The sequence below is a fragment of the Helcococcus bovis genome, assembly GCF_046035835.1.
Lineage (GTDB): Bacteria > Bacillota > Clostridia > Tissierellales > Peptoniphilaceae > Helcococcus > Helcococcus bovis.
This window is the reverse complement of sequence record NZ_JBFNGB010000014.1, coordinates 1-23,366: the sequence shown is the minus strand read 5'-3', so window position 1 is coordinate 23,366 and position 23,366 is coordinate 1. Positions and strand designations below refer to the sequence as shown.

At 26.7% G+C, this 23,366-nt stretch carries 26 protein-coding genes, 3 tRNA genes and 1 pseudogene; 29 read left to right on the top strand and 1 reads right to left on the bottom strand.

Features of this window, described 5'->3' with window-relative positions; all coding sequences use genetic code 11:
- Positions 1 to 329 precede the first annotated feature (329 nt).
- The 8 genes from ABGF48_RS05670 to ABGF48_RS05635 all read left to right on the top strand — a co-directional run bounded on the left by ABGF48_RS05670 (position 330) and on the right by ABGF48_RS05635 (position 4,131).
- Positions 330 to 716, top strand: coding sequence for a hypothetical protein (locus ABGF48_RS05670; protein ID WP_408105369.1), 387 nt, complete (start codon positions 330 to 332; stop codon positions 714 to 716).
- A 77-nt stretch (positions 717 to 793) separates the two neighbouring features.
- Entirely contained in the window at positions 794 to 1,183 is a 390-nt protein-coding gene (locus tag ABGF48_RS05665; protein WP_408105368.1) for a DUF1722 domain-containing protein, read from the top strand.
- A 44-nt stretch (positions 1,184 to 1,227) separates the two neighbouring features.
- Positions 1,228 to 1,560 carry a tryptophan-rich sensory protein gene (locus tag ABGF48_RS05660; protein WP_408105367.1) on the top strand — a complete coding sequence of 111 codons (333 nt, stop codon included), beginning with the start codon at positions 1,228 to 1,230 and terminating at the stop codon, positions 1,558 to 1,560.
- A 358-nt stretch (positions 1,561 to 1,918) separates the two neighbouring features.
- Positions 1,919 to 2,281, top strand: coding sequence for a TIGR02328 family protein (locus ABGF48_RS05655; RefSeq protein ID WP_408105366.1), 363 nt, complete (start codon positions 1,919 to 1,921; stop codon positions 2,279 to 2,281).
- A gap of 27 nt (positions 2,282 to 2,308) precedes the next feature.
- On the top strand, positions 2,309 to 2,767 hold the full coding sequence (locus ABGF48_RS05650) for an HIT family protein (protein ID WP_408105365.1): 459 nt from the start codon (positions 2,309 to 2,311) through the stop codon (positions 2,765 to 2,767).
- Positions 2,768 to 2,887: 120 nt separating this feature from the next.
- Positions 2,888 to 3,037 carry a hypothetical protein gene (locus ABGF48_RS05645; protein WP_408105364.1) on the top strand — a complete coding sequence of 50 codons (150 nt, stop codon included), beginning with the start codon at positions 2,888 to 2,890 and terminating at the stop codon, positions 3,035 to 3,037.
- A 5-nt stretch (positions 3,038 to 3,042) separates the two neighbouring features.
- The gene (locus ABGF48_RS05640) at positions 3,043 to 3,540 is read left to right on the top strand and encodes a GNAT family N-acetyltransferase (protein ID WP_408105363.1); all 498 of its coding nucleotides are present in this window, start codon (positions 3,043 to 3,045) and stop codon (positions 3,538 to 3,540) included.
- A gap of 15 nt (positions 3,541 to 3,555) precedes the next feature.
- Positions 3,556 to 4,131 (top strand): histidine phosphatase family protein, encoded by a 576-nt coding sequence (locus ABGF48_RS05635; RefSeq protein ID WP_408105362.1) that lies wholly within the window; start codon positions 3,556 to 3,558, stop codon positions 4,129 to 4,131.
- A 430-nt stretch (positions 4,132 to 4,561) separates the two neighbouring features.
- Here ABGF48_RS05635 and ABGF48_RS05630 read toward each other — a convergent pair.
- Positions 4,562 to 4,633: pseudogene (locus ABGF48_RS05630) on the bottom strand (lipoprotein); the annotation flags it as partial.
- 355 nt (positions 4,634 to 4,988) lie between these two features.
- Here ABGF48_RS05630 and ABGF48_RS05625 point away from each other — a divergent pair.
- From ABGF48_RS05625 to ABGF48_RS05525, 21 genes are all read left to right on the top strand, one after another.
- Positions 4,989 to 5,207, top strand: coding sequence for a hypothetical protein (locus tag ABGF48_RS05625; protein ID WP_408105361.1), 219 nt, complete (start codon positions 4,989 to 4,991; stop codon positions 5,205 to 5,207).
- Positions 5,208 to 6,010: 803 nt separating this feature from the next.
- A tRNA-Met gene (locus tag ABGF48_RS05620) sits at positions 6,011 to 6,087 on the top strand.
- A 4-nt stretch (positions 6,088 to 6,091) separates the two neighbouring features.
- Positions 6,092 to 6,166 (top strand) — tRNA-Gly (locus ABGF48_RS05615).
- Positions 6,167 to 6,214: 48 nt separating this feature from the next.
- Positions 6,215 to 6,291 (top strand) — tRNA-Arg (locus ABGF48_RS05610).
- Positions 6,292 to 6,466: 175 nt separating this feature from the next.
- On the top strand, positions 6,467 to 7,408 hold the full coding sequence (locus ABGF48_RS05605; protein WP_408105360.1) for an L-lactate dehydrogenase: 942 nt from the start codon (positions 6,467 to 6,469) through the stop codon (positions 7,406 to 7,408).
- A gap of 171 nt (positions 7,409 to 7,579) precedes the next feature.
- Complete coding sequence (locus ABGF48_RS05600) at positions 7,580 to 8,296, top strand: hypothetical protein (protein ID WP_408105359.1); 717 nt, start codon at positions 7,580 to 7,582, stop codon at positions 8,294 to 8,296.
- Positions 8,293 to 8,787 carry a crossover junction endodeoxyribonuclease RuvC gene (ruvC, locus tag ABGF48_RS05595; RefSeq protein ID WP_408105358.1) on the top strand — a complete coding sequence of 165 codons (495 nt, stop codon included), beginning with the start codon at positions 8,293 to 8,295 and terminating at the stop codon, positions 8,785 to 8,787. Before ABGF48_RS05600 ends, ruvC begins: the two co-directional genes overlap by 4 nt.
- Positions 8,788 to 8,789: 2 nt before the next feature.
- Positions 8,790 to 9,383, top strand: coding sequence for a Holliday junction branch migration protein RuvA (ruvA, locus tag ABGF48_RS05590; RefSeq protein WP_408105357.1), 594 nt, complete (start codon positions 8,790 to 8,792; stop codon positions 9,381 to 9,383).
- Between the two features lies 1 nt (position 9,384).
- Positions 9,385 to 10,389 (top strand): Holliday junction branch migration DNA helicase RuvB, encoded by a 1,005-nt coding sequence (gene ruvB / locus ABGF48_RS05585; RefSeq protein ID WP_408105356.1) that lies wholly within the window; start codon positions 9,385 to 9,387, stop codon positions 10,387 to 10,389.
- On the top strand, positions 10,389 to 11,411 hold the full coding sequence (gene queA / locus ABGF48_RS05580) for a tRNA preQ1(34) S-adenosylmethionine ribosyltransferase-isomerase QueA (protein ID WP_408105355.1): 1,023 nt from the start codon (positions 10,389 to 10,391) through the stop codon (positions 11,409 to 11,411). The genes ruvB and queA overlap by 1 nt, the downstream gene beginning before the upstream one ends.
- A gap of 6 nt (positions 11,412 to 11,417) precedes the next feature.
- On the top strand, positions 11,418 to 12,539 hold the full coding sequence (gene tgt / locus ABGF48_RS05575) for a tRNA guanosine(34) transglycosylase Tgt (RefSeq protein WP_408105354.1): 1,122 nt from the start codon (positions 11,418 to 11,420) through the stop codon (positions 12,537 to 12,539).
- Positions 12,540 to 13,163 carry a preprotein translocase subunit YajC gene (gene yajC / locus ABGF48_RS05570; RefSeq protein ID WP_408105353.1) on the top strand — a complete coding sequence of 208 codons (624 nt, stop codon included), beginning with the start codon at positions 12,540 to 12,542 and terminating at the stop codon, positions 13,161 to 13,163.
- A gap of 49 nt (positions 13,164 to 13,212) precedes the next feature.
- Entirely contained in the window at positions 13,213 to 14,949 is a 1,737-nt protein-coding gene (recJ, locus tag ABGF48_RS05565) for a single-stranded-DNA-specific exonuclease RecJ (RefSeq protein WP_408105352.1), read from the top strand.
- A gap of 1 nt (position 14,950) precedes the next feature.
- On the top strand, positions 14,951 to 17,104 hold the full coding sequence (locus ABGF48_RS05560; RefSeq protein WP_408105351.1) for a RelA/SpoT family protein: 2,154 nt from the start codon (positions 14,951 to 14,953) through the stop codon (positions 17,102 to 17,104).
- A complete protein-coding gene (gene dtd, locus ABGF48_RS05555) occupies positions 17,101 to 17,550 on the top strand; it encodes a D-aminoacyl-tRNA deacylase (protein WP_408105350.1) in 450 nt (149 codons plus the stop codon). The genes ABGF48_RS05560 and dtd overlap by 4 nt, the downstream gene beginning before the upstream one ends.
- Before the next feature lie 7 nt (positions 17,551 to 17,557).
- A complete protein-coding gene (locus ABGF48_RS05550; protein WP_408105349.1) occupies positions 17,558 to 18,178 on the top strand; it encodes an MBL fold metallo-hydrolase in 621 nt (206 codons plus the stop codon).
- Positions 18,179 to 18,196: 18 nt separating this feature from the next.
- Positions 18,197 to 19,954 carry an aspartate--tRNA ligase gene (gene aspS, locus ABGF48_RS05545; RefSeq protein ID WP_408105348.1) on the top strand — a complete coding sequence of 586 codons (1,758 nt, stop codon included), beginning with the start codon at positions 18,197 to 18,199 and terminating at the stop codon, positions 19,952 to 19,954.
- Positions 19,955 to 19,963: 9 nt separating this feature from the next.
- A complete protein-coding gene (locus ABGF48_RS05540) occupies positions 19,964 to 20,395 on the top strand; it encodes a SoxR reducing system RseC family protein (RefSeq protein WP_408105347.1) in 432 nt (143 codons plus the stop codon).
- A gap of 1 nt (position 20,396) precedes the next feature.
- Positions 20,397 to 21,620 carry a serine hydroxymethyltransferase gene (locus ABGF48_RS05535; protein ID WP_408105346.1) on the top strand — a complete coding sequence of 408 codons (1,224 nt, stop codon included), beginning with the start codon at positions 20,397 to 20,399 and terminating at the stop codon, positions 21,618 to 21,620.
- A gap of 9 nt (positions 21,621 to 21,629) precedes the next feature.
- A complete protein-coding gene (der, locus tag ABGF48_RS05530; protein WP_408105345.1) occupies positions 21,630 to 22,952 on the top strand; it encodes a ribosome biogenesis GTPase Der in 1,323 nt (440 codons plus the stop codon).
- Positions 22,949 to 23,366: glycerol-3-phosphate acyltransferase (locus ABGF48_RS05525; protein ID WP_408105344.1), on the top strand; the 418-nt coding region annotated here is incomplete at its 3' end. The genes der and ABGF48_RS05525, both read left to right, overlap by 4 nt.

Sequence of the window (23,366 nt, the reverse complement as noted above, 5' to 3'; positions counted from 1 at the left end):
TTATTAGATATAGAATTATTAAATACTGTAAAAAAATATATTATAGAAAACAAGCAAAATTATCCTTTTTACGCTCGAAATAAGATGGAGGGATGTATTTTTAACGAAGATGGACACTTTATAGTATCTGATTTTTTAAGTCATACAACAACTGTTAAAACAGCGAAAAAATAATAAATAATGGTAAAATAGTTTCAGCGGTTAAGGCTTTTTCTTTACCAGCTGATGATTTAGTAAAAAGTAATAGAAATGCTGCAGGAGATCCATCAGATTATTTTGATTATGTTATATTTGCTTGGTCAAATGTTAATTCAGTATATAGATTAGTAATGGAAAGGTATTTTGATAGAAGACCGAGTGAAGAAGAATTAAATGAAAAATTTATCCCGGGTATTAGTTTTCATTTTAGATATGATGATGTTATTAAATATAATCGATATATTTTTGATGGCTATCATCCTGCAAAAATTAAAGATGGTTTTAATTTAGAAGAACTTTTATATTTGTGTGTTATTCCACAAAGCTTAAAGTCAGAATTTGACTTAATAATTCCTAAATCAATAAAAAATAGAGTTATTTATATTGAATATAAAGGAGAAGAATTAATAAAATGGAATGAAAAGGTATATGATAAAATTAGTAGTATAGATTCCGTTGACAATATTTTAGCATTTAACGAAGAGGAAATTAGTGATAGTTGTAATAATAATGTTTGAAAGAAAATCTTTTGTTCTGGAAAAGTTAATTTTAGAGCGAAGAATAAAGTAAAAATCAATTCTTAAGGAGTTATTATATGAAATATAATAAGATAAGAAAGAAATGTGAAAAACTTTGGGCTGTAAATAAATATTATGTACTTAGTAAGTCTCATAAATCATATTTAGAAATTAGAGAGTATTTAAAAAATGAAGAAATAGATTTTGAATTTTTGCAACAAAAAGTTGAAGATACAAAAAGTATGAAAGAAAGTAAAAAAGATTTTAATAATTCTATTTTGCATATATGGGGATATTTCAAAAATAGTGCTAATGAAATTGAAAAGAAAAACCTATTTATTAAACTAGACCAATATAATTTGGGTGAGATTGATCAAAAATCTGTTATTGATTATATAAATAATGTTTTACTAAAAAAATATCCAAATAATTATTTACAAGAATCTTCTTTGTTAAAAGGAAAATAGGGTATTAATACATTAATTAAATATAATATATAGGAGGATTTATTATGAAAAGTATAAGTACAAAAGTTAAATCATGGATTAATTTAATAGTTTTTGCTATAACACTAATAATAAATTATTTAACCGCATCTGGATTTATTAATGGTATGAGTCAAAAAGTTGTTTCAAATAAATATAATACACTAATTACACCTGCTGGATTTGCATTCTCTATTTGGGGGCTAATTTATTTATTAATTGGAATTTCGTTAGTTTATATGTTATTAAATAATAAAGAGACAAGAGTTAAGAGTTTAATAAATATTTTAACACCGATATTTCTATTTAATTGCTTATTTAATATTTTATGGAATATTAGTTTTTTGTATGAAAAATAGGACTATCTACAATATTTATATTTTTAATGCTCGTAAATCTTATTTTAATTAATAAAAAATTATATAATGATAAAAAAGAAATAAAATATAAATTTACAAGTCTTGCTTTTGGTATATATGATTTATCGAACATACATTATCCCGTTAGGAATTATCGGAATTATTATCCTAGTTTTACTTTCAATAATTAAATTTAAGAAAAATAACTACTGTGTTATATGAAAAAAGAATACAAATTTGTAAGCAAGATTAAAAAAATTCACATCAATATCAAGGTAAAATCAACAAAATTGAAATAAGCCAGGATAAATTAAAAATAACTAATAAATACAATAAAATAAAAAAGGAATAATATTTTATGAGACTATGGCATGAAGAAATTATTAATAAACTACCTAGACAACAACTATTAGGACAACATAGAGAATGCTGTGCACTTAGAGGTAATGGCTGGGGTAAACCACATTCAACTGTAAATTATGTGTTTAACTATAATCCTTACAAATTATATCAATATCACATTTTGATAATGAATGAAATGGAAAAAAGAGGTTATAAGCCTGATAATATTTGGAGAAATTCAAATTATAGAGGAAAAACATGTGCTCCATATTATAGTGTTGAAGAAATTGAATTAACGAAACCCGTATATCCTGAACATGATGATGAATATTTGAAAGAGTGTATTGAAAACTTATTTGAAAAAGGGATAGAAATTTAGAAAAAATAATTTTAAAAGGATGAATTTATGTGTCTTATTTGTGAAAGAATAAAAATGATTGAAGATGGTACAAATCCATATTTTGTTAAAGAGTTGAATACTGGATATGTAGTTTTAGGTGATCATCAATATTTTAAGGGGTATACGATTTTTATTTGTAAATATCATAAAAATGAAATTTTTGAATTAGATAGGGATTATAAAATCAAGTATTTAGAGGAAATGTCTATAGTTGCAGAAGCTGTTTCTAATGCTTTTAAATGTGAAAAAATGAATTATGAATTGCTTGGAAATGGTGATTCTCATTTACATTGGCACCTTTTTCCAAGAAATAATGGTGATTTAGGAGAATACGGACACAATGGAAAAGGTCCAGTATGGTGGATTCCGATGGAAAAAATGTATGATGATTCAAATCGACCAACAGATATGGAACTAGATAAAATGAAACAAAAGTTACTATTTGAATTAAATAAATTAATTTGAAAAATTGTCAAAATTATTTTAAGTATAAAAGGAAATAATTAAAATGAACATAGAATTAATTGAAGCAAACGAAAAATTAATAGAAATATCATAGAGGTTGCAGCAAGAAATTTAAGTGCAATGAGATTATACAATAAATTAGGATATGATTGTTTAAATACTATCACAATTAAAAAAGATTTTAATGAAGATGATTTTGATATTATTAAAAAGGAAAAAATTGATGGATACAATTTTGATATCAAAAAATATAAAAAGAATAGGAGATAAATAAAATGATAGTTAAACTAAATAAAAAACACATAGATAAAATTGATAATAATTTTATTGAGCAAAATTGGGGATCAAGAAAAGTTACTTTAGAAAAATATTTAATTGAGCAACAAAATAATGAAAGAATAGTTATTGTGGATGAAATTGATGATGACTGTACAGGATATATTACATTAGTTATTAATCAAAATTCTGGACCATTTAAAGATACAAATATCCCAGAAATTGTTGACTTTAATGTTTTTGAAAAATATCAAAAAAATGGAATAGGTCAAAAACTTTTAACTGCAGTTATAGATAAAGCTAAAGAATTTAGTGATAAGGTAGGTATTGGTGTAGGATTAAATTCAAATTATGGTAAGGCTCAAAGATTATATGTAAAAAATGGATTTATTCCAAATGGAACTGGAATTTATTATGAAGGTAAAGTTTTACCAGTAAATGAAAAATGTATAAATAATGATGAATTAGCATTGTATTTTATAAAAGAAATTAAATAATTTTTTGGAGGATTAATGCAAATAATTTTTGTTAGACATGGCGAAAGTGAAGCAAATAAATTAAATAAAAATGAATATACCATATGTACAGGACAATTTGATACACCACTTAGTGAGTTAGGTATTAAGCAGGTTTCAAAATTGAAAGATAATGAAATTTTTGAGGGATTTGATAAACTATATTCATCAGATTTAATTCGAGCTTATGATACAGCTTTAGCTATCACATCGTCAGAAAGCATTGTGGTGGATAAAAGGCTTAGAGAAAGATCTTTAGGAATTTTTGAAGGTCAATTAGTTAAAAAATTAAAAGAGGATACCGAATATTCAAAATATTTTTATGATGAAGAATTAAAGCATTTTGGTCATAGTTTTGTAGTCAAAGCACCTGGTGGTGAAAACTATGCTGATGTTGAAAATAGAGTTAGATTATTTTGGGAAGAAATTAAAGATAAGAATTACAATAAAATCGTTATTGTTGCACATTTATATACGATCAGAGTTTTTCTGAAGATATTATTAAATCTTTCAGAACAGGAGTGTATAAATTATAAAATTAATAATGCTGAGACTTTAATAGTAAATATTTAAGTGTATTTCAAATTTATTTTATTTCTAAAGTATTTTGTTGGTCAAAAAAGATAATATTTTATTCTTTTAGAAAATTAATTTAAAACTATTTACAAAAAAATATTGACATTTAATACTGCCTGACTTTTTTATTTAAACATAAAAATATGGTGCTAGGCTAGGTTTTAAAAGCTATGGCTTAGTATCTCATTTTGTTAATTACATTAAGAAAAAGTACGCAATTTTGCATACTTTTTTGCTTTTTATATTACATTCTTATCTGAGCTATTACTGTTCTTATAAGGACTTCTGCTTTTTATTTTAAAATTTACACTACTTCCTAATTGCTTAAAATTAGACTTTGTTATAGAAGAACCTCCTGATACTTTATTATTTATGTAATATTCATAAGAAATCATATAGATTTTATCATCTAAATCTAAATTTATATTTATAGATGATTCTTTTTTTTGTTACATCCAGTAATAGTTATCATTATTAAAATTATAACAATAATTTTTTTTCATAATAAACCTTTCTATCAAAAATAACAGCGAACCTTTTCTTATTCCATATTTCCATATTTATTATATATACTATTTACAATAATATAATATCATTTACTTTTTTTTCAATAGAAAAAGTTTTCTTATTTATTTATATAATATATATTTTTATATGGAAAAGGAGATTTTAAGTAGATTGGAATTTTTTAAAAAATATTTGAAACTTTTATCACTTTAAATCGGAGAGATAAGTTTTTATTCCATTTATTAAGCTGTTGACGAAATTTTAATAAGATTCCAAAGGAAAATCAATAATAGAATTTATATATTTGTACTACTGTTACTAGGATTTAACATAGTTACAGGGGATATTTGACTTCAGTAAGAATGCCAAGAAAAGAGTTTATTATAAGCATCTTAAGAGGATATGTCTTAGTTACTTTGAGTGTAAACATTATTTCATCAATATTTGGAGTTAATTCAATTTGGTATGCCATGATAGTTTTGGAGTTTATCACATTAGTTGTATCAATAGTTCTTTTTATTAAATATAAAAAGGGGGGGATTGGAAGAGTAGTTCCAATTCTATAGGAAATTGTATAAAATTGGAAATTAACTTCTGATTATTATGAAGATAAATCATTTAAATTTTCCTCCGAGTATTCGTTTCAAAAATTGTTCTGATTTTATGATAGCAATAAATCATGTAAATAAGAGTTTATTCAAATATACAGGTAAATTTTTTAGGACAACTACCTGTAAATTTTAATAATGTAATAATTACACGTATGTAAAAGAGTGATTTGTAAAATTTTTCATGTAAATTGTTAAAATATTTGTAATACATGATTTTCAAAAGAATTTACCTTTAATATAAAAAATCGATATAATACATGACTATTTTTACCTTTTTTTACCTGTAATATAAAAAAATATTATAATACATGATTTTCAAAAGAATTTACCTTTAATTATAAGTGATATATTCATGTTAAGGGCATAAAAGCTTGAATAAATTTGTAAATGAGCTTGTTTTTTGTTTTTAGAAATATGCTATAAAATTTTTCATTTATTAAGGTCATATAGAAGATTAAGGTCATATAGAAGATTAAGGTAGTATATAAGATTAAGGTAATATAGTAGCATTTGTTCAATGGCTGTAAATTTTTTTCTATTAAAAAAAATTAAAAATTCTTCTAAATATCTAAGCTTAAGGTATATAGAGTATTAATTTATTCAAAAAAATCATGGGTATAAATTATAAATATTGGTACTAAAATAGTAGTTGTTGCACATATATATTATTAGAGTTTTTTGAAGATAAATTTAGAACTATAAAAAAAGTATTGACATTTTAATTTGAAGATGCTATTATATCTATGTTGCTAAAAAATGGCGGTGTAGCTCAGTTGGCTAGAGCATACGGTTCATACCCGTAGTGTCGGCAGTTCGAATCTGTCCACCGCTACCAATTTGCGGAAGTGGCTCAGTGGTAGAGCATCGCCTTGCCAAGGCGAGGGTCGCGAGTTCGAATCTCGTTTTCCGCTCCACTAAGCATCAATTGTGTAATTGGTGCTTTTTTTATTATTTTAATATTTGTGTCGTTAGCTCAGCTGGATAGAGCGTCTGGCTACGGACCAGAAGGCCGAGGGTTCGAATCCTTTACGACACGCCAAAAAAGATTAGATTTTATCTAGTCTTTTTTATTTTAATTTTATTTTAATTTTGATATAATAAATATATAAAGTTAGAAAAATATCAATTGTGATATTACTCACATTTATTTGAGTTTATAAGATGTATTATAAGTATATTAAAAAGTTAGAATATATAAATTTAAGGAGAAAATAATGAAAAAAAATAAAATAATATTAGTTGGAGATGGAGCTGTTGGATCAAGCTTTGCATTTGCTTGTACAATTTTAGGTGTTGGTAGAGAATTAGGTATCATAGATCTTAATGCTGATAAAGCTGAGGGAGATGCTATGGATTTATCTGATGCTTTAGCATTTACTGCATCAAAAGATATATATAAAGCAACATATGAAGACTGTCATGATGCTGATATTGTTGTAATTACTGCTGGCATACCACAAAAACCAGGGGAAACAAGATTGCAATTAGTTGATAAAAACTTAAAGATTTTTAAGGATATTGTAACAAGTGTAGTAGGTTCTGGATTTAATGGTATATTTTTAGTAGCAAGTAATCCTGTTGATGTTATGACATATGCTACATGGAAATATTCAGGATTTAATGCAAATAGAGTAATCGGTACAGGTACAGTTTTAGATTCAAATAGATTAAGAAAAGAAATAGCTGAAATTACAAAAGTAGATCCTAAGTCAATTCATGCATACATTATGGGTGAACATGGAGATAGTGAATTTCCGGTATGGTCACATGCTAATATTGGAGGTTTACCAATTGCTGAATGGACAAAACACAATGAAGTTGATGAACAAACATTATTAGATTCATTTAATAAAGTAAAAAATGCAGCATATGAAATAATTAATAGAAAAGGTGCTACATTCTATGGTATTGCAGTAGCAATGGCTAAAATAGCACAAGCAATCTTAAATAATGAAAATAGTATATATTCAGTTTCTTCATACTTAAGAGGAGAATATGGTCAAGAAGACTTATATATCGGTGTACCTGCAATTATAAATTCTAATGGTGTGAAAAATGTTTTAGAAATTTCATTAAATGATAATGAACAAGAAAGAATGGATGCATCAGCAAAAACATTAAGGGAAATTATTGAAAAGAGTTTTAATAAAAAATAATATTAAAATGTTTAAATAATATAATATTTTAAAAAGTCCTTGAACTATTGATAATTAGTTTAAGGGCTTTTTTTTATAAAAAATTTATTAATCTTTTTGTAATATTTGCGTGGAAATTATGTAGATTTTATAGTATAATTTTAATTGCAAAATTATTGAGAGGGGATAGTAATGTTAGAGAACAGTTTGGATTTTGAAAAAAGTCTTGAATATCAATTTTTATATAATGAAGATCCAGATTCAATTTATTTATTGCTATCTTGGCTTGAAAATAAGAATGTTGGAAATAATTTTACACCTAAATATGACGTTACAAAAGCGTTGTTAACTGGCTTGAGAAGAAGTATAAGGGGTCGTAAAGATAAAAAATTAATAGTTGATGCTATTAGTAAAATGGTTAGCGAAGATTTAAGTAGATTGGAGTTTGCATTTTCTATTAAAGCTTATACAAATGCATATTATTGTGAAGACTTGATTGATGAATTAGAGAGAATCACTTTAAGTATTCATAATCCATCAGAATTATGTAAAATGAGACTTTTATTACAAAATTCAAAAGATGAGAAAGTAGTCGAATTTAAAAAGAAAATTAAAGAAGACTTTATGAAGAGTAAAATTATTGCAAATAATGAGGTAAATGTAAATTACTTTTTGGATAAAAATATAAAAAAGAAATTTTTTAGAATTAATTTTTACATAGATAAACAAGTCGTTGTTGATACACATAATACTAACATTCTTACATTAGAAGGAAAAAATTTGACGATAAATGAATTGCTTCATATATACAATAAAGCTAAATTTTATATAAATAGAAGCATAAATGAGGCATATTTCAATCAATTTTGGAGTGCGTTAAATGATTGTGTATTGGGACGTTATAAATGATTATTTTAGGAATAGATCCTGGCATAGCAATTGTAGGATATGGAATAATCAAAAAAGAAGGAAACAAAATTAGCATGTTAGAATATGGTAGTATCCAGACAGATGCTAATGTAAAAACTCAAGATAGGTTAGAGATTATTTTTAATGAATTAAATGCAATTATAAATCAGTATAAGCCTACTGAGGTTGCCTATGAAAAATTATTTCATGAGAAGAATACAAAGACGTTTATAAACGTTAGTCAAGCAAGAGGTGTTGAGATACTTGCTGCTAAGGTAAATAATTTGGAAATATATGAATATACTCCTTTACAAATAAAGACAGCATTAACTGGATATGGACGAGCTGTAAAAAAACAAGTTCAAGAAAGTGTTAAGAGAATTTTAAATCTTAAGGATATTCCAAAACCTGATGATGCAGCAGATGCATTAGCTATAGCAATATGCCATAGCTTTAGTGGTAAACTTAAAGATTTATATAAAATGGAGTAGTTATGTTTTCATATTTGATTGGTGAAGTAAAAATATTAAGAGAAGATTATATTGTATTAGAAACGAATAATATAGGCTACAAAATTTTTATGCCGCAAAAAAACATTTCTACATTAATCAAAAACAATACTTATAAAATATATACAGAATTTATTGTGAGAGAAGATGCTGTATTATTGTATGGTTTTGAGAATTTTGATGATTTAGAAATGTTTTTAAATTTAAAACAAGTATCTGGAGTTGGTCCAAAAGCTGCATTGTCTATTTTATCTACCTTATCTGTATATGAAATAGAGTTGGCAATTATAGGAAGTGATATAAATACTATATCTAAATCACCAGGAGTTGGTAAGAAAATTGCAAGTAGGATTATTTTAGAATTATCTGATAAAATAGATATTGAAAAGATAAATAATGGAGTAACAGTATCTAATCAAAAAACAAATATTCAAAATTCAAGTGATTATGAATTTGCAATTGAAGCATTAATGAATTTAGGATATACGAAAATGGATGCTGAAAGTTCATTAAAGGGATTAAATATTGATGATATGGATTTATCAGATATTGTAAAGACTGCATTAAAGAGGATGTAATATGTCAGAAAATAGGATAGTGGGTTCAAGTTTATTGAATGATGAAGAAAAAAGTGAATATTCTTTAAGACCTAGATGGCTACGTGAATACATCGGACAAAATAAAGTAAAAGATAAACTTGAAGTATTTATAGAAGCAGCTAAAAAAAGAGATGATGCATTGGATCATGTATTATTACAAGGCCCTCCAGGATTGGGGAAAACTACTTTATCTCAAATTATAGCTAATGAACTAGGAGTAAAGGTTAAAGTTACTTCAGGACCAGCTATAACAAGACCTGGAGATTTAGCAAGTATTTTAACAAATTTGGATAAAAATGATGTGCTTTTTATTGATGAAATACATAGAATTAATAAAACTGTTGAGGAAGTATTGTATTCAGCAATGGAAGATTTTGCCTTAGATATTATTGTAGGTAAAGGACCGTCAGCACAAAGTTTGAGAATTGATTTAGAAAAATTTACTCTTATAGGTGCTACAACAAAAGCAGGGATGCTTTCATCTCCATTAAGAGATAGATTCGGGGTATTACTTGAATTAGATTTATATAATGAATTAGACTTATCTCATATAATAGAAAGATCGGCAGATATTTTAGAAGTTGGGATAGATAGAGAATCAGCAATGGAAATAGGAAGAAGATCTAGAGGTACGCCTAGAATAGCAAATAGATTGTTAAAAAGAGTAAGAGATTATGCACAAATTAAAGGAAATGGAAATATAGATTTAAGATTAGCAAAAGAATCATTGGATTTTTTAGAAGTCGATAGTATGGGACTTGATAAATTGGATAAAAAGATAGTTACAGTAATAGCTGAAAACTTTAATGGTGGACCTGTAGGTGTAGATACAATAGCTGCAGCTACTGGGCAAGAGTCAGTTACTATTGAAGATGTATATGAACCATATTTATTACAAATTGGATTTTTGAATAGAACTTCCAGAGGTAGAATACTATCTAAAAAGGCATATGATCATTTTGGAATTAGATATAAGGAAGATTAATGGATACAAAAGATTTTGATTATGAATTAGATCCATCTTTTATTGCTCAACATCCTGAGGATAAAAGATCTGAATCTAAATTAATGATATTAGATAGAAAAGATGAAACAATTGAACACAAAAGATTTTATGATATTATTGACTACTTAAATGAGGGAGATGTTTTGGTGGTTAATAATTCTAAAGTTATTCCTGCAAGGTTATTCGGACATAGAGAAGGTAAAGAAGAAGCTTTAGAAGTATTTTTACTTACAAATGTTGAAGGTAAAAGATGGGAATGCTTAGTTAAGCCTGGTAGAAAATTTAAGATAGGAAATAAAATCATTTTTGATGAAAAATTACAGGCTGAAGTAGTTGACATTACTGAAGAAGGTCATAGAATTTTAGAAATGCAATATGACGGTATTTTTAATGAAATATTAAATGAAATAGGAAATGTTCCACTTCCACCATATATAACTGAAAGATTAGAAGATAAATCTAAATATCAAACAGTTTATGCAAAATATGATGGGTCTGTAGCAGCACCAACTGCTGGATTGCATTTTACAAAGGAATTACTTCAAAAAATACAAGATAAAGGAATAAAAATTGCATATTTAACTTTACACGTTGGACTTGGAACTTTTAAACCTGTAACTGATGATAAAATTGAAGAACATAAAATGCACAGTGAATACTATATTTTAGATAAGGAAAATGCTGAGATAATTAATGAAGCAAATCAAAACGGAAAAAGAGTAATCGCTGTAGGTACTACATCTGTTCGTACTTTAGAATCTATTGCTAGAAAATATGATAAATTACAAGCAGATAGTGATTGGACTGATATTTTCATTTATCCAGGATTTAAATTTAAAGCTATAGATGCAATGATTACTAATTTCCATTTACCAAAATCTACATTGATAATGTTAATTAGTTCGTTTTACAATAGAGAAAGAATATTGGAAGCATATGAAGAAGCTAAAAGGAATAATTATAGATTCTTTAGTTTTGGAGATGCGATGTTAATAAAGTAGGTAGAAATGGCGATAAAATATGAATTAGAAAAAAAATCATCACAATGTGAGGCTAGAGCAGGTGTAATACATACACCACATGGAGATATTAAAACACCTGTATTCATGCCGGTTGGTACAAAAGCAACTGTAAAGGCGATGACTCCGGAGGAATTGGAAGATTTAGGTGCTCAAATTATTTTAGGAAATACTTATCATTTATTTTTAAGACCTGGAGATGATTTAGTAAAAAAAGCAGGTGGATTGCATAAATTTATGAATTGGAATAAACCTATTTTAACAGATAGTGGTGGTTTTCAAGTATTTAGCTTAGGACATATCAATAAAATTACAGAGGAAGGTGTAGTATTTAGATCTCATATCGATGGATCAAAACAAATGATTACGCCTGAAAAATCGATTGAAATCCAACAAAATTTGGGTTCAGATATTATGATGGCATTTGATGAATGTGTATATCCAACTGCAACAAAAGAATATGTTGCACAATCTTTAGAAATGACATTAAGATGGTTGGATAGATGCATTGAAACACATACAAATAAAAATCAAGCATTATTCGGAATTGTACAAGGCGGATTATTTAAGGATTTAAGAAAGAAATCTGCTGAAGAAACAATTAAAAGGGACTGTCAAGGATTTGCAGTTGGTGGATTAAGTGTTGGTGAAACAAAAGAAGAAATGATAGATATTCTTAGATTTACAACACCATTATTACCAGAAGATAAACCTAGATATAATATGGGAGTAGGTACACCTGATTATTTATTTGAATCTGTTGAAGCTGGTATTGATATGGCGGATTGTGTACTTCCTACAAGAATTGCAAGAAATGGTGCTGCAATGACTTCTCATGGAAAAGTAACTATAAAAAATGCAAAGTATAGAGAAGATTTTACACCATTAGATCCAGAATGTGATTGCTACACATGTAAAAATTATACAAGAGCATATATTAGGCATTTAGTAAATGTGAATGAGATTTTAGGTGCAAGATTATTGTCGTATCATAATTTGTATTTCTTAACTCATTTAATGGAAAAAATTAGAGAATCAATTATTGAAGATAGATTTTTAGAATACAAAGAAGAATTTTATAAAAAGTATGGATATACTAAGGAGGATTAGATGACAAATTTATTATTAGCAGCTCAACAACAAGCACAAGGATCGTTATACTCTTCACTTTTAATGTTCGCTTTAATTGGTGCAGCATTTTATTTCTTATTGATTAGACCACAAAAGAAACAACAACAAGAATTTAAACAAGCTTTGAATACATTAAAAGTTGGTGATATTGTAGTTACAAGATCAGGAGCTAAGGGTAAAGTTATAGAAGTTAAAGAAGATACATTTATTATTGAAACTGGAAATAATAATACACAAATTGAATATTTGAAACAAGCGTTGGGAAATATTGTAGATTACAATTCAGAAAAAAATCAAAATGCTAATTCAAAATTTTCTAATGTTCCAGTTGGTGATTTATCATATGGTAATGACAAAAGATTTTTAGATAAAATTGAAGAATTAAAAGAAAAAAAGCCATCTGATAGAGAATATGATTTATTGCTTGAAGATGTTTATGAATTTATGGTTTTAGAAGATGAAACAGATAGTATTTCAGTACAAAATAAATTTAGATTAGATGAAGAAAGAGCAAATAAAATTGTAGAAGATTTAGAATATTTAGGTATATTAAGTCTACCAGAATTTGGTAAAAGAAAAATTTTAATAGATCCTAGAAACTAAAAAATTGAAATGAAAAGTATATTACTTTTCATTTTTTTATAGGAGAATTATGGAAAATTGGTATTTAATAAATAAACCTGAAAATTATAATATTATAAAAGATAATGAAAATCTTACAAGCTTTCAAAAAATATTATTAGCAAATAGAGATATTGTAGATGAGTATAAAATTAATAGTATTTTCAATTCGAGTGTTGATAATCTTCATTCTTCATTAAAAATGAAGGATATGAAAAAGGGTGTAGATATTTTACTTGACTCTATGATGAAGGAAGAAAAAATATTAATTTCAGGAGATTATGATCAAGATGGTGTTGCAGCTACAGTGATTTTATATAAAGGATTAAATTTGTTTTACGATAATATTTCATACGCAATACCTGATAGAATTGAAGATGGTTATGGACTAAATAAAAATATAGTTGATGACTGCATTGAAAATGATATAAGATTAATCATTACATGTGATAATGGTATAGCAGCATTTGAAGCAATTGAATATGCTAGAGAAAACGGTATAAGAGTTATAGTAACAGACCACCATGAAGTTGTAAATATAGATGGAAAAGATGTGCTACCTAATGCAGATGCTGTAATTAATCCACATAGAATGGATGACGATTATCCATTTGACGGTATTTGTGGTGCTGTTGTAGCATATAAATTTATAGATGCAATTATAGAATTATATGGTTCAAGTTTAGGTATAAAAAAGCAAAGTATATATTTCTTATTACAATATGCAATGCTTGGAACTGTATGTGATATGATGAAAATTGTTGATGAAAATAGGATAATCGTTGTTGAAGGATTAAAAATTATAAATCAAACTAAAAATTTAGGTATAAAATCATTGTTAAGAGAAATTAATTGGCAAAAAGATGTAGATATTTATACTGTTGGATTTTTAATTGGTCCAATTATAAATGCAAGTGGACGTATATATACAGCAAAACTTGGTGTGGAATTACTTTTGACAAATGATGAAGAAGAAGCAATGACATATTCCAAAACATTAGTTGAATTAAATAATGAAAGAAAAGAAATGACTCAAAAATCAGTCGAAGTAGCAATTGAAAAGATAGAATATGAAAATATTCATAAAAATGATATAATAATTGTATATGACTCAAGTATACATGAAAGCATTTGTGGATTAGTTGCTGGAAGAATTAAAGATAGATATAATAAGCCAACTTTAGTTTTAACAGATTCTTCAAATGATGGCATCATAAAAGGATCTGGTAGAAGTATAAACGCATATAATATGTTTGAACATTTTAATAAATTTAGAGATGATTTTGTTGCATTTGGTGGCCATGCCATGGCTTGTGGATTAAGCATAGAAAAAACTAAATTAGATAAATTTAATAAAAATATACAAGAAGATAGTGGATTAGTTGAAGAAGATTTTAGAAAAATAATTGATCTTGATTATGGCTTAAATTTTAATAATATTAATAAAAATTTAATTAATCAGATAAATGCTTTGAAACCTTATGGATATGGGTTTGCAGAGCCTATTTTTGCAAGTAAAAACGTAATTGTAAAAGATGTATTTATATTAGGTAAAGATAAAAATGTATTAAAATTTAATTTTGAGCAAAATGGAGAAAATCTTCAAGCTATAAGTTTCAGAATTGATGATATTATCGATAAATTAAAAATAAGCATAAATGAAATTTATAATATAAAAAATAAGGAATATGATATAGTTTATAAAATTGGAGAAAATACTTTTAATGGATATACTAATATTCAATTAAACTTAATATCAATGAGGTAATATGTTAGAAAGATTATTAGAAGCTGTAAGAAAATATAATAAAGATCTTGATGTTGAATTAATTACTAAAGCTTTTAATTTAGCAAGAGAAAAACATAAGGGACAAGTGCGTAATTCTGGGGAAGAATATATTGTTCATCCAGTAGAGGTATCTATTATTTTAGCTTCAATGCAAATGGATGATCAAACTATTTGTGCAGGTCTAATGCATGACGTTTTAGAAGATACTGATTATTCAAAAGAAGATATGGAAAAAGAGTTCGGAGAAGAAATAACAGCTCTTGTTGATGGTGTAACAAAATTAAAAAATCTTAAATATAAAACAAAAGAAGAAGCTCAAATTGAAAGCATTAGAAAAATGGTATTAGCTATGGCTAATGATATTAGAGTTATCATTATAAAATTATCTGATAGACTTCACAATATGAGAACTTTAGAATATAAAGATAGAGATAAACAAATTAAAACAGCAAATGAGACTTTAGAAATCTATGTTCCAATTGCTCATAGATTGGGAATTAATGCTATTAAATGGGAATTAGAAGATTTGTGTTTAAGATATATAGATCCTGTTTCATATTATTCTGTTGCTCAACAGATTGATCAAAAAAGATCTGAAAGAGAAAAAATTATTCAGCATATTATGGATAAATTATCAACAGAACTTGACAAAATTAATATTAAATTTACGATGACAGGTCGTCCTAAAGGTATTTTTAGTATATATAATAAAATGCAAAAACAGGAAACGACAATTGATAATATTTTCGATTTAATTGCTGTTAGAGTAATAGTTAAAGATATAAATCAATGCTATGCAGTATTAGGAATTGTCCATAATTTATGGAAGCCAATACCCGGAAGATTTAAAGATTATATTGCAATGCCAAAACCTAATTTTTATCAATCTCTGCACACAACTGTAATCGGGGAAAAGGGACAGATTTTTGAAGTTCAAATCAGAACTGAAGAAATGCATAGAAATGCCGAATATGGTATTGCCAATCATTGGCAATATAAAGAAGGAAAGAAAAAGGCGTCTAATTTTGATAATAGATTAAATTGGATTAGACAAGTTATTGAGTGGGGTAAGGATACTTCTGCATATGAATTTATGGATAATTTCAAAAATGACCTATTTAATGATGAAGTATATGTATTTACTCCAAATGGAGATGTTGTGGATTTACAAAAAGGTGCTACACCTATTGATTTTGCATATAGAGTCCACTCTGAAGTAGGTAATAAATGCGTTGGGGCTAAAATAAATGGTAAAATTCAACCATTAAATTATAAATTAAAAACAGGGGATATTGTTACTATTCTTACTTCTAAAAATTCTACAGGACCAAATCTTGATTGGCTTGATATGGCAGTTACTCAACATGCTAAAAATAAAATTCGAGCATTTTTTAAGAAAAAATCAAGAGAAGAAAATATTGAATTAGGTCAAGAATTATTAGAAAAAGAAATTAGAAAAAAAGGATTTGATACATCTAAATTTATGATAGATGAATGGCTTCAAAGTGCTGCAGAAAAAAATAATGCATTATCCATAGAATCACTTTATAATTTAATAGGATATGGTACAGTACAAGTTGATAGTGTTGTTAAATTTTTAGAAAAAAAATATAATGATAAATATAAAAAAGAAGAACTATCAAATCTTGTAAATATTGAAGAAAAAAATCCTCATAAAAATAAAAATATTAATGATGCTATTATTATTGATGACATAACTAATTTAGAAACAAAATTTGCTAAATGTTGTAATCCTGTACCTGGAGATAAAGTTATTGGGTATATTACTCATGGTCATGGAGTATCAGTTCATAGGATTAATTGTAAGAATATTATAAATCTTAAAAATAAAGAAAGACTTATTGAAGTAAAGTGGAGTGAAAGTAACAATTCAAGTTTCCCTGTACAAGTTAAAGTTATAATTGAAGACAGACCAGCATATTTAGCTGATTTAACTAAAGGACTATCTAAAGATGGATTTGATATTTCTGCGATAAATACTAAGCAAAATGATGACAGTACTATAAATATTTCACTTACAATTTTAGTAAAATCTAATTCAGATATCGATAGAATTTATAATATAATTAAAAAAATTGATGGTACTATAAAAGTGTTTAGGGAGAAAAATTGAGAGCGATAATTCAAAGAGTAAAATGGGTTAGGTTAAATATTGATTCAAATGTATATTCTGAAATAAATAATGGATTATTAGTTTTTTTAGGAGTTTCAGAAGATGATACTATTACTGACTTAAATTATATTAAAAATAAGATTATTGGATTAAGAATTTTTGAAGATTCTAATGATAAAATGAATTTGTCGATTAAAGATGTAAATGGAGAATTAATGGTTGTATCACAATTTACATTATATGGAGATGCTAGAAAAGGTAATAGACCTAATTTTATGAGAGCAGCTAAACAAGAAAAAGCTGAAAATCTTTATAATCAATTTGTTGAAGATATAAAAAAAGATATTGAGATAGTTAAAACTGGAGTTTTCGGTGCTGATATGAAAATAGAACTATTAAATGATGGTCCAGTTACTATTCAACTAGATTCTGAAAAGTTATATTGAGGTTTATATGAAATATAAAGTTTTGAAAAATGGTAATAATCCAATGAATACAAATTGTTATTTAATATATAGCGAAGAAACTTTGGATGGATATTTAATAGATGCACCTTCAAAAATACAAAAATTTATAGATATTATTGAAGAAAAGCAATTAAATATTAAGTATTTATTATTAACACATGGTCATTTTGATCATATTGAAAAAGTCGATTTTTGGAGGAATAAATATAATTTGAAGGTAGTAGCATATAAGTATTGTGAAGATTACTTAACCAATCCTGATCTTAATTTAAGTTCAGTTTTTGGAAATTCTCTTACAGCAAGTGCTGATATATATTTATCTGAAGAAAGAGGAAGTATAGATATTTTTAAATATATATATACACCTGGACATAGTTATGATAGTGTAATTTATATATTGGATAATTTGGTATTTTGTGGAGATTTAATATTTTTAGAATCTGTTGGAAGGACAGACTTTAAGGGATCAAATCATAATGATTTGGTAGCATCGATTCAAAATATTATTTATGAAATGGATGATGAAAATATTCTATTACCTGGGCATGGTGATAATACAAAAGTTGGACATGAAAAAAAATATAATCCATTTGTAGCGTGTAAATAAATTAATTAGGAGAGAAAAATGAAAAGAACACATTTTTGTGGACAATTAAGAAAAGAAAATATTGGTGAAGAAGTAGTGCTAAATGGTTGGGTACAAAAATCTAGAGACCTAGGGCCATTGGTATTTATAGACTTGAGAGATAAATTTGGTATTGCACAAATTGTTTTCAAAAAAGAAGATAATGAAGAACTTTACAATAAAGCTAAAGAATTAAAATCTGAATATGTTATTGGAGTAAAGGGGAAAGTTTTTGAAAGAGAAAGTAAAAATAAAGACATTCCTACTGGAGATGTAGAAATTATTTCTAGTGAATTAGTAATATATGATACTGCTAAAACACCACCAATTTATATAAAAGATGAAGACAATGCTTCTGAAGAAATGAGATTAAAATATAGATATTTAGACTTAAGAAAATTTTCAATGCAAAAAATGTTAAGAGACAGAGCTGAAATAGTTAAAGCTTTTAGAGATTTCTTGTATGATAATGGATTTATTGAAGTAGAAACTCCTATGCTTACAAAACCAACTCCTGAAGGAGCAAGAGATTATATTGTCCCATCAAGAATAAGTAAACATGGATTTTATGCATTGCCTCAATCACCACAATTATTTAAGCAAATGTTGATGGTTGCTGGTACTGATAGATATTATCAAATTGTAAAATGTTTTAGAGATGAAGATTTAAGAGCAAATAGACAACCGGAATTTACACAAGTAGACTTAGAAATGAGCTTTGTTGATGAAGAAGATGTAATGGAAATTAATGAAAAATTAATTCAATATATTTTTAAGAGAGTAAAAGGAATTGATTTAAAATTACCATTTAATAGAATGAGCTATGATGAAGCAATGTCGAGATTTGGTTCAGATAAACCAGATTTGAGATATGGATTTGAAATCAAAGATATTTCTGATTTATCAGAAAAAATAGATTTTAACTTATTTAGCGATTCTGTAAATGAAGGTAAGAAAATTAAAGCGATTAATTTTAATGGATTATCATCAAAGTATTCAAGAAAACAAATTGATAAAGTTACATCTGCAGTTAAAGGAATGGGTGCATCAGGATTAATTTGGTTTAGATATGAAAATGGAGAAATTAACTCAAGTATTAATAAATTTTTAAATGAAGAATATAATAATGCTTTAATTGAAAGATTAGAATTAAAAGAAGGCGATTTAGCACTTGTAATTATTGATAAAGAACCAAAAGTTTCAGAATTTATGGGCAGTTTGAGAGTTATGATTGCTGCTGAAAATATTGAATTTAAGGAAGATGAATTTGCAATTACATGGATTAACGAATTCCCAATGTTTGAATATGACGAAGAAGAAGATAGATATGTTGCAAAACATCATCCATTTACACATCCTGTAGATGAGGATATAAAGTTATTAGATTCAAATCCTGAAGAAATGAGAGCTAAAGCATATGATTTAGTTATAAACGGAGATGAAATTGGTGGTGGATCAATAAGAATTAATAATTCAGATTTACAAAATAAAATATTTAACGCTTTAAGATTATCTAAAGAAGATATTGAATGTAAATTTGGATTCTTCGTAGAATCATTGAGTTATGGTACACCTCCACATGGTGGTTTGGCATTTGGTTTAGACAGGCTTGTTATGACATTGCTAAATAAAGATAGTATCAAGGATGTAATTGCGTTTCCAAAAACTCAATCTGCTTCATGCTTATTAACAGAAGCACCAACAACAATTGATAAAAAACAATTGGATGAATTAAATATTAGATTTATTGAAGATTAAGAGGAAATAATGAATAAAGTTGGAGTTATAACAAAAGTTGAAGACGGTAAGGCTGTTGTAATGATGGCATCATCAGGGACTTGTGGAGATTGTGGATGTTCTCCTTTAACAAAAAGGCAACATGCTGAATCAGGTGAATATGGGAAAAAATTTGTTGTAGTTAATAATACAATTAATTCTAAAGTCGGAGATCCAGTTAATTTAGAATTTAAGACTACAAAAATGTTGAAAGCATCATTAGCTTTATATATATTACCTTTGATAATGATGGTATTAGGTATATTAATTTCAAATAAATTACAAGGAGAAAATCCTAGTGATATAATTTCATTTATATCAGGAATTGCTGCTTTAGCAGTATCATATGTAATATTAAGTATTTTTGATAAAAAAGAAGATAGAGAAGATTTAATTAAATTAAGTGAATTTAGAGGGTATTAATATGGAAAATATACAAAAGTTTGACAGTGAGTTATATGACATTATAAAAAGGGAAGAAAATAGACAACAAAATAATATAGAATTGATAGCTTCTGAAAACTTTGTATCAAAAGCTATATTAGAAGCAGCAGGGAGTGTATTAACAAATAAGTATGCTGAAGGATATCCTGGTAGAAGATACTACGGTGGATGTAAATATATTGACGAAGCAGAACAATTAGCAATTGATAGAGCTAAAGAATTATTTGGAGCAGATCATGCTAATGTTCAACCTCATAGTGGGTCAAGTGCTAATTTAGGTGTTTATTTTGCATTAATGAATCCTTTTGATAAAGTGCTTGCAATGAATTTAAATGAAGGTGGACATTTAACACATGGATCTAAAGTAAGTATCTCTGGATCATATTTTAATTTCGTACATTATGGAGTAGACAAAGAAACTGAATTAATAAATTATGATGATGTATATAAAATTGCGGTTGCTGAAAAGCCTAAAATTTTACTTTCTGGTGCCAGTGCATACTCAAGAGAAATTGATTTTAAGAAATTTAAAGAAATTGCAGATGAAGTAGGAGCTATATTTATGGTGGATATGGCTCATATAGCTGGATTAGTTGCTGCTGGATTACATCAAAATCCTGTAGAATATGCAGATATAGTTACAAGTACAAGTCATAAAACATTAAGAGGACCTAGAGGTGCTTTTATCCTAAGTACAAACGAATATGCTCAAAAAATTAATAAAGCAATATTCCCTGGTACACAAGGTGGTCCTTTAGAACATATAATAGCAGCAAAAGCAATTTGTTTTAAGGAAGCTATGACTGACAACTTTAAGGAATATCAAAAACAAGTGTTAAAAAACGCTAAAAAACTTGCAGAAGTTTTGTATAATAGAGGTATTAGACTTGTTTCAGGAGGTACAGACAATCATTTAATTTTAGCAGATGTTTCAAGTATTGGATTAACAGGAAAAGAAGCTGAACACATGTTAGATGAAGTTAATATTACTGTAAATAAAAATACTATACCTAATGAAACAAAAAGTCCAATGGTTACTTCAGGCATAAGACTAGGTACACCAGCAATGACAACAAGAGGAATGAAAGAAGATGAAATGGAACAAATAGGTAATTTGATTTGTGATGTTTTATTAAATAAAAAAAATAATAATGAGATTGCAAAAGAAGTAAAACATTTAACTTCTAAATATCCATTATATTAAGGAGTTTATATGGCAAGACCTATTGTAAGTATTATAGGAAGACCTAATGTTGGAAAATCAACATTATTTAATAAGTTAGTTGGAAAAAGACTTTCTATTACTGAAGATACACCAGGTGTTACAAGAGATAGATTATATAGCGAAGTAGAATGGCAAAATAATAAATTCGTTTTAGTTGATACAGGTGGGTTAGAATTAGATTATACGGGAGATTTTAATAAAGAAATTGAAATGCAAGCTGACATTGCTATCGATTCATCAGATTTAATAATGTTTTTAGTAGATGGTAGAGATGGAATGACATCTTTAGATATGCTAATTGCTGAAAAATTAAGAAAATCAGGAAGAGAAGTTTTAGTTGTTGTAAATAAAATCGAAACTAAAGAAACACCATTATCAGTTTATGAATTTTATAATCTTGGTATTGGAGAATTATATGTTATTTCTGCAGAACAAGGATATGGAATTGGAGATTTGTTGGATGTTATTGTGGAAAAATTTCCAGATGATAGCTTAAAAGAAGAGGAAGATGACAGATTAAAAATTGCAGTAATTGGTAAGCCAAATGTTGGCAAATCTTCATTTATAAATATGTTATTAGGAGAAGAAAGAGCTATTGTATCAGATATTGCTGGTACTACTAGAGATTCAATTGATAGTGATTATGAAAAAGATGGGAAAAAATATACGTTTATTGATACAGCAGGACTTAGAAGACAAAGATCTGTAAATACGAGAGTTGAAAAATTTTCTGTAATCAGAACATATAACGCTGTAGATAGATCTGATATTGTTTTATTCTTTATAGATGCAAAAGAGGGAATTACTGAACAAGATACTAAAATTATCGGATACGCACATAATAATAATAAAGCTTCAATAATTGTTATTAATAAATGGGATGCCATTGAAAAAGAGACAAATACAATGAAGCAATATGAAGATGTAATTAGAAATAAATTAGGGTTTACACCATATGCACCTATTACATTTATATCTGTATTGAAAAAACAAAGAATAGATAAACTTTTTGAATTAATAGAAGAAGTTGATCAAAACTATAGCTTTAGAGTTGCTACAGGTACATTAAACACAATGTTAAGAGATGCAATTTTATTAAATCCTCCAAAAGCTAAAAAAGGTAAACAGTTAAAAATTTACTATATTTCTCAAGTAACAACAAGACCACCAAAATTTCTAGTTTATGTAAATGATGAAGAATTAATGCATTTTTCATATTTAAGATATATAGAAAATAAAATAAGAGAAAACTTCAACTTTAGAGGAGTTCCTATAACATTAGAAGTTAGAAGTAGGAAATTTGAACAATGATATATTTACTAATTGTATTAATCTCTTATATGATGGGGTCTATTTCAGGAGCGATAATTGTTAGTTATTCTCTTTTTAAGGAAGATATAAGATTAAAAGGAAGTGGAAATGCAGGTTCTACCAATGTTTTTAGAAATTATGGTATAAAATATGCTGCATTAGCTTTTATTATTGACTCTTTGAAAGGTATTTTAGCTCCGCTTATTGCTTATTACTTAGATTCACAATATGGACAATATATTGCTGGAGTTGTAGTTGTAATAGGACATGTTTGGCCGATATATTATGGTTTTAAGGGTGGTAAAGGTATGGCTACAAGTATAGGTGTAAATATTTATACTGATTATAGAATAGCCATCTTACAAGGGATAGGATTTTTAATATTTAATTATACTGTAAAAATTGTATCTGTTG

Coding starts and splice junctions, on each gene's coding strand:
- ABGF48_RS05670 (WP_408105369.1), top strand. CDS start 330: ATGGAAAGGTATTTTGATAGAAGACCGAGTGAAGAAGAATTAAATGAA.
- ABGF48_RS05665 (WP_408105368.1), top strand. CDS start 794: ATGAAATATAATAAGATAAGAAAGAAATGTGAAAAACTTTGGGCTGTA.
- ABGF48_RS05660 (WP_408105367.1), top strand. CDS start 1,228: ATGAAAAGTATAAGTACAAAAGTTAAATCATGGATTAATTTAATAGTT.
- ABGF48_RS05655 (WP_408105366.1), top strand. CDS start 1,919: ATGAGACTATGGCATGAAGAAATTATTAATAAACTACCTAGACAACAA.
- ABGF48_RS05650 (WP_408105365.1), top strand. CDS start 2,309: ATGTGTCTTATTTGTGAAAGAATAAAAATGATTGAAGATGGTACAAAT.
- ABGF48_RS05645 (WP_408105364.1), top strand. CDS start 2,888: ATGAGATTATACAATAAATTAGGATATGATTGTTTAAATACTATCACA.
- ABGF48_RS05640 (WP_408105363.1), top strand. CDS start 3,043: ATGATAGTTAAACTAAATAAAAAACACATAGATAAAATTGATAATAAT.
- ABGF48_RS05635 (WP_408105362.1), top strand. CDS start 3,556: ATGCAAATAATTTTTGTTAGACATGGCGAAAGTGAAGCAAATAAATTA.
- ABGF48_RS05605 (WP_408105360.1), top strand. CDS start 6,467: ATGAAAAAAAATAAAATAATATTAGTTGGAGATGGAGCTGTTGGATCA.
- ABGF48_RS05600 (WP_408105359.1), top strand. CDS start 7,580: ATGTTAGAGAACAGTTTGGATTTTGAAAAAAGTCTTGAATATCAATTT.
- ruvC (WP_408105358.1), top strand. CDS start 8,293: ATGATTATTTTAGGAATAGATCCTGGCATAGCAATTGTAGGATATGGA.
- ruvA (WP_408105357.1), top strand. CDS start 8,790: ATGTTTTCATATTTGATTGGTGAAGTAAAAATATTAAGAGAAGATTAT.
- ruvB (WP_408105356.1), top strand. CDS start 9,385: ATGTCAGAAAATAGGATAGTGGGTTCAAGTTTATTGAATGATGAAGAA.
- queA (WP_408105355.1), top strand. CDS start 10,389: ATGGATACAAAAGATTTTGATTATGAATTAGATCCATCTTTTATTGCT.
- tgt (WP_408105354.1), top strand. CDS start 11,418: ATGGCGATAAAATATGAATTAGAAAAAAAATCATCACAATGTGAGGCT.
- yajC (WP_408105353.1), top strand. CDS start 12,540: ATGACAAATTTATTATTAGCAGCTCAACAACAAGCACAAGGATCGTTA.
- recJ (WP_408105352.1), top strand. CDS start 13,213: ATGGAAAATTGGTATTTAATAAATAAACCTGAAAATTATAATATTATA.
- ABGF48_RS05560 (WP_408105351.1), top strand. CDS start 14,951: ATGTTAGAAAGATTATTAGAAGCTGTAAGAAAATATAATAAAGATCTT.
- ABGF48_RS05550 (WP_408105349.1), top strand. CDS start 17,558: ATGAAATATAAAGTTTTGAAAAATGGTAATAATCCAATGAATACAAAT.
- aspS (WP_408105348.1), top strand. CDS start 18,197: ATGAAAAGAACACATTTTTGTGGACAATTAAGAAAAGAAAATATTGGT.
- ABGF48_RS05540 (WP_408105347.1), top strand. CDS start 19,964: ATGAATAAAGTTGGAGTTATAACAAAAGTTGAAGACGGTAAGGCTGTT.
- ABGF48_RS05535 (WP_408105346.1), top strand. CDS start 20,397: ATGGAAAATATACAAAAGTTTGACAGTGAGTTATATGACATTATAAAA.
- der (WP_408105345.1), top strand. CDS start 21,630: ATGGCAAGACCTATTGTAAGTATTATAGGAAGACCTAATGTTGGAAAA.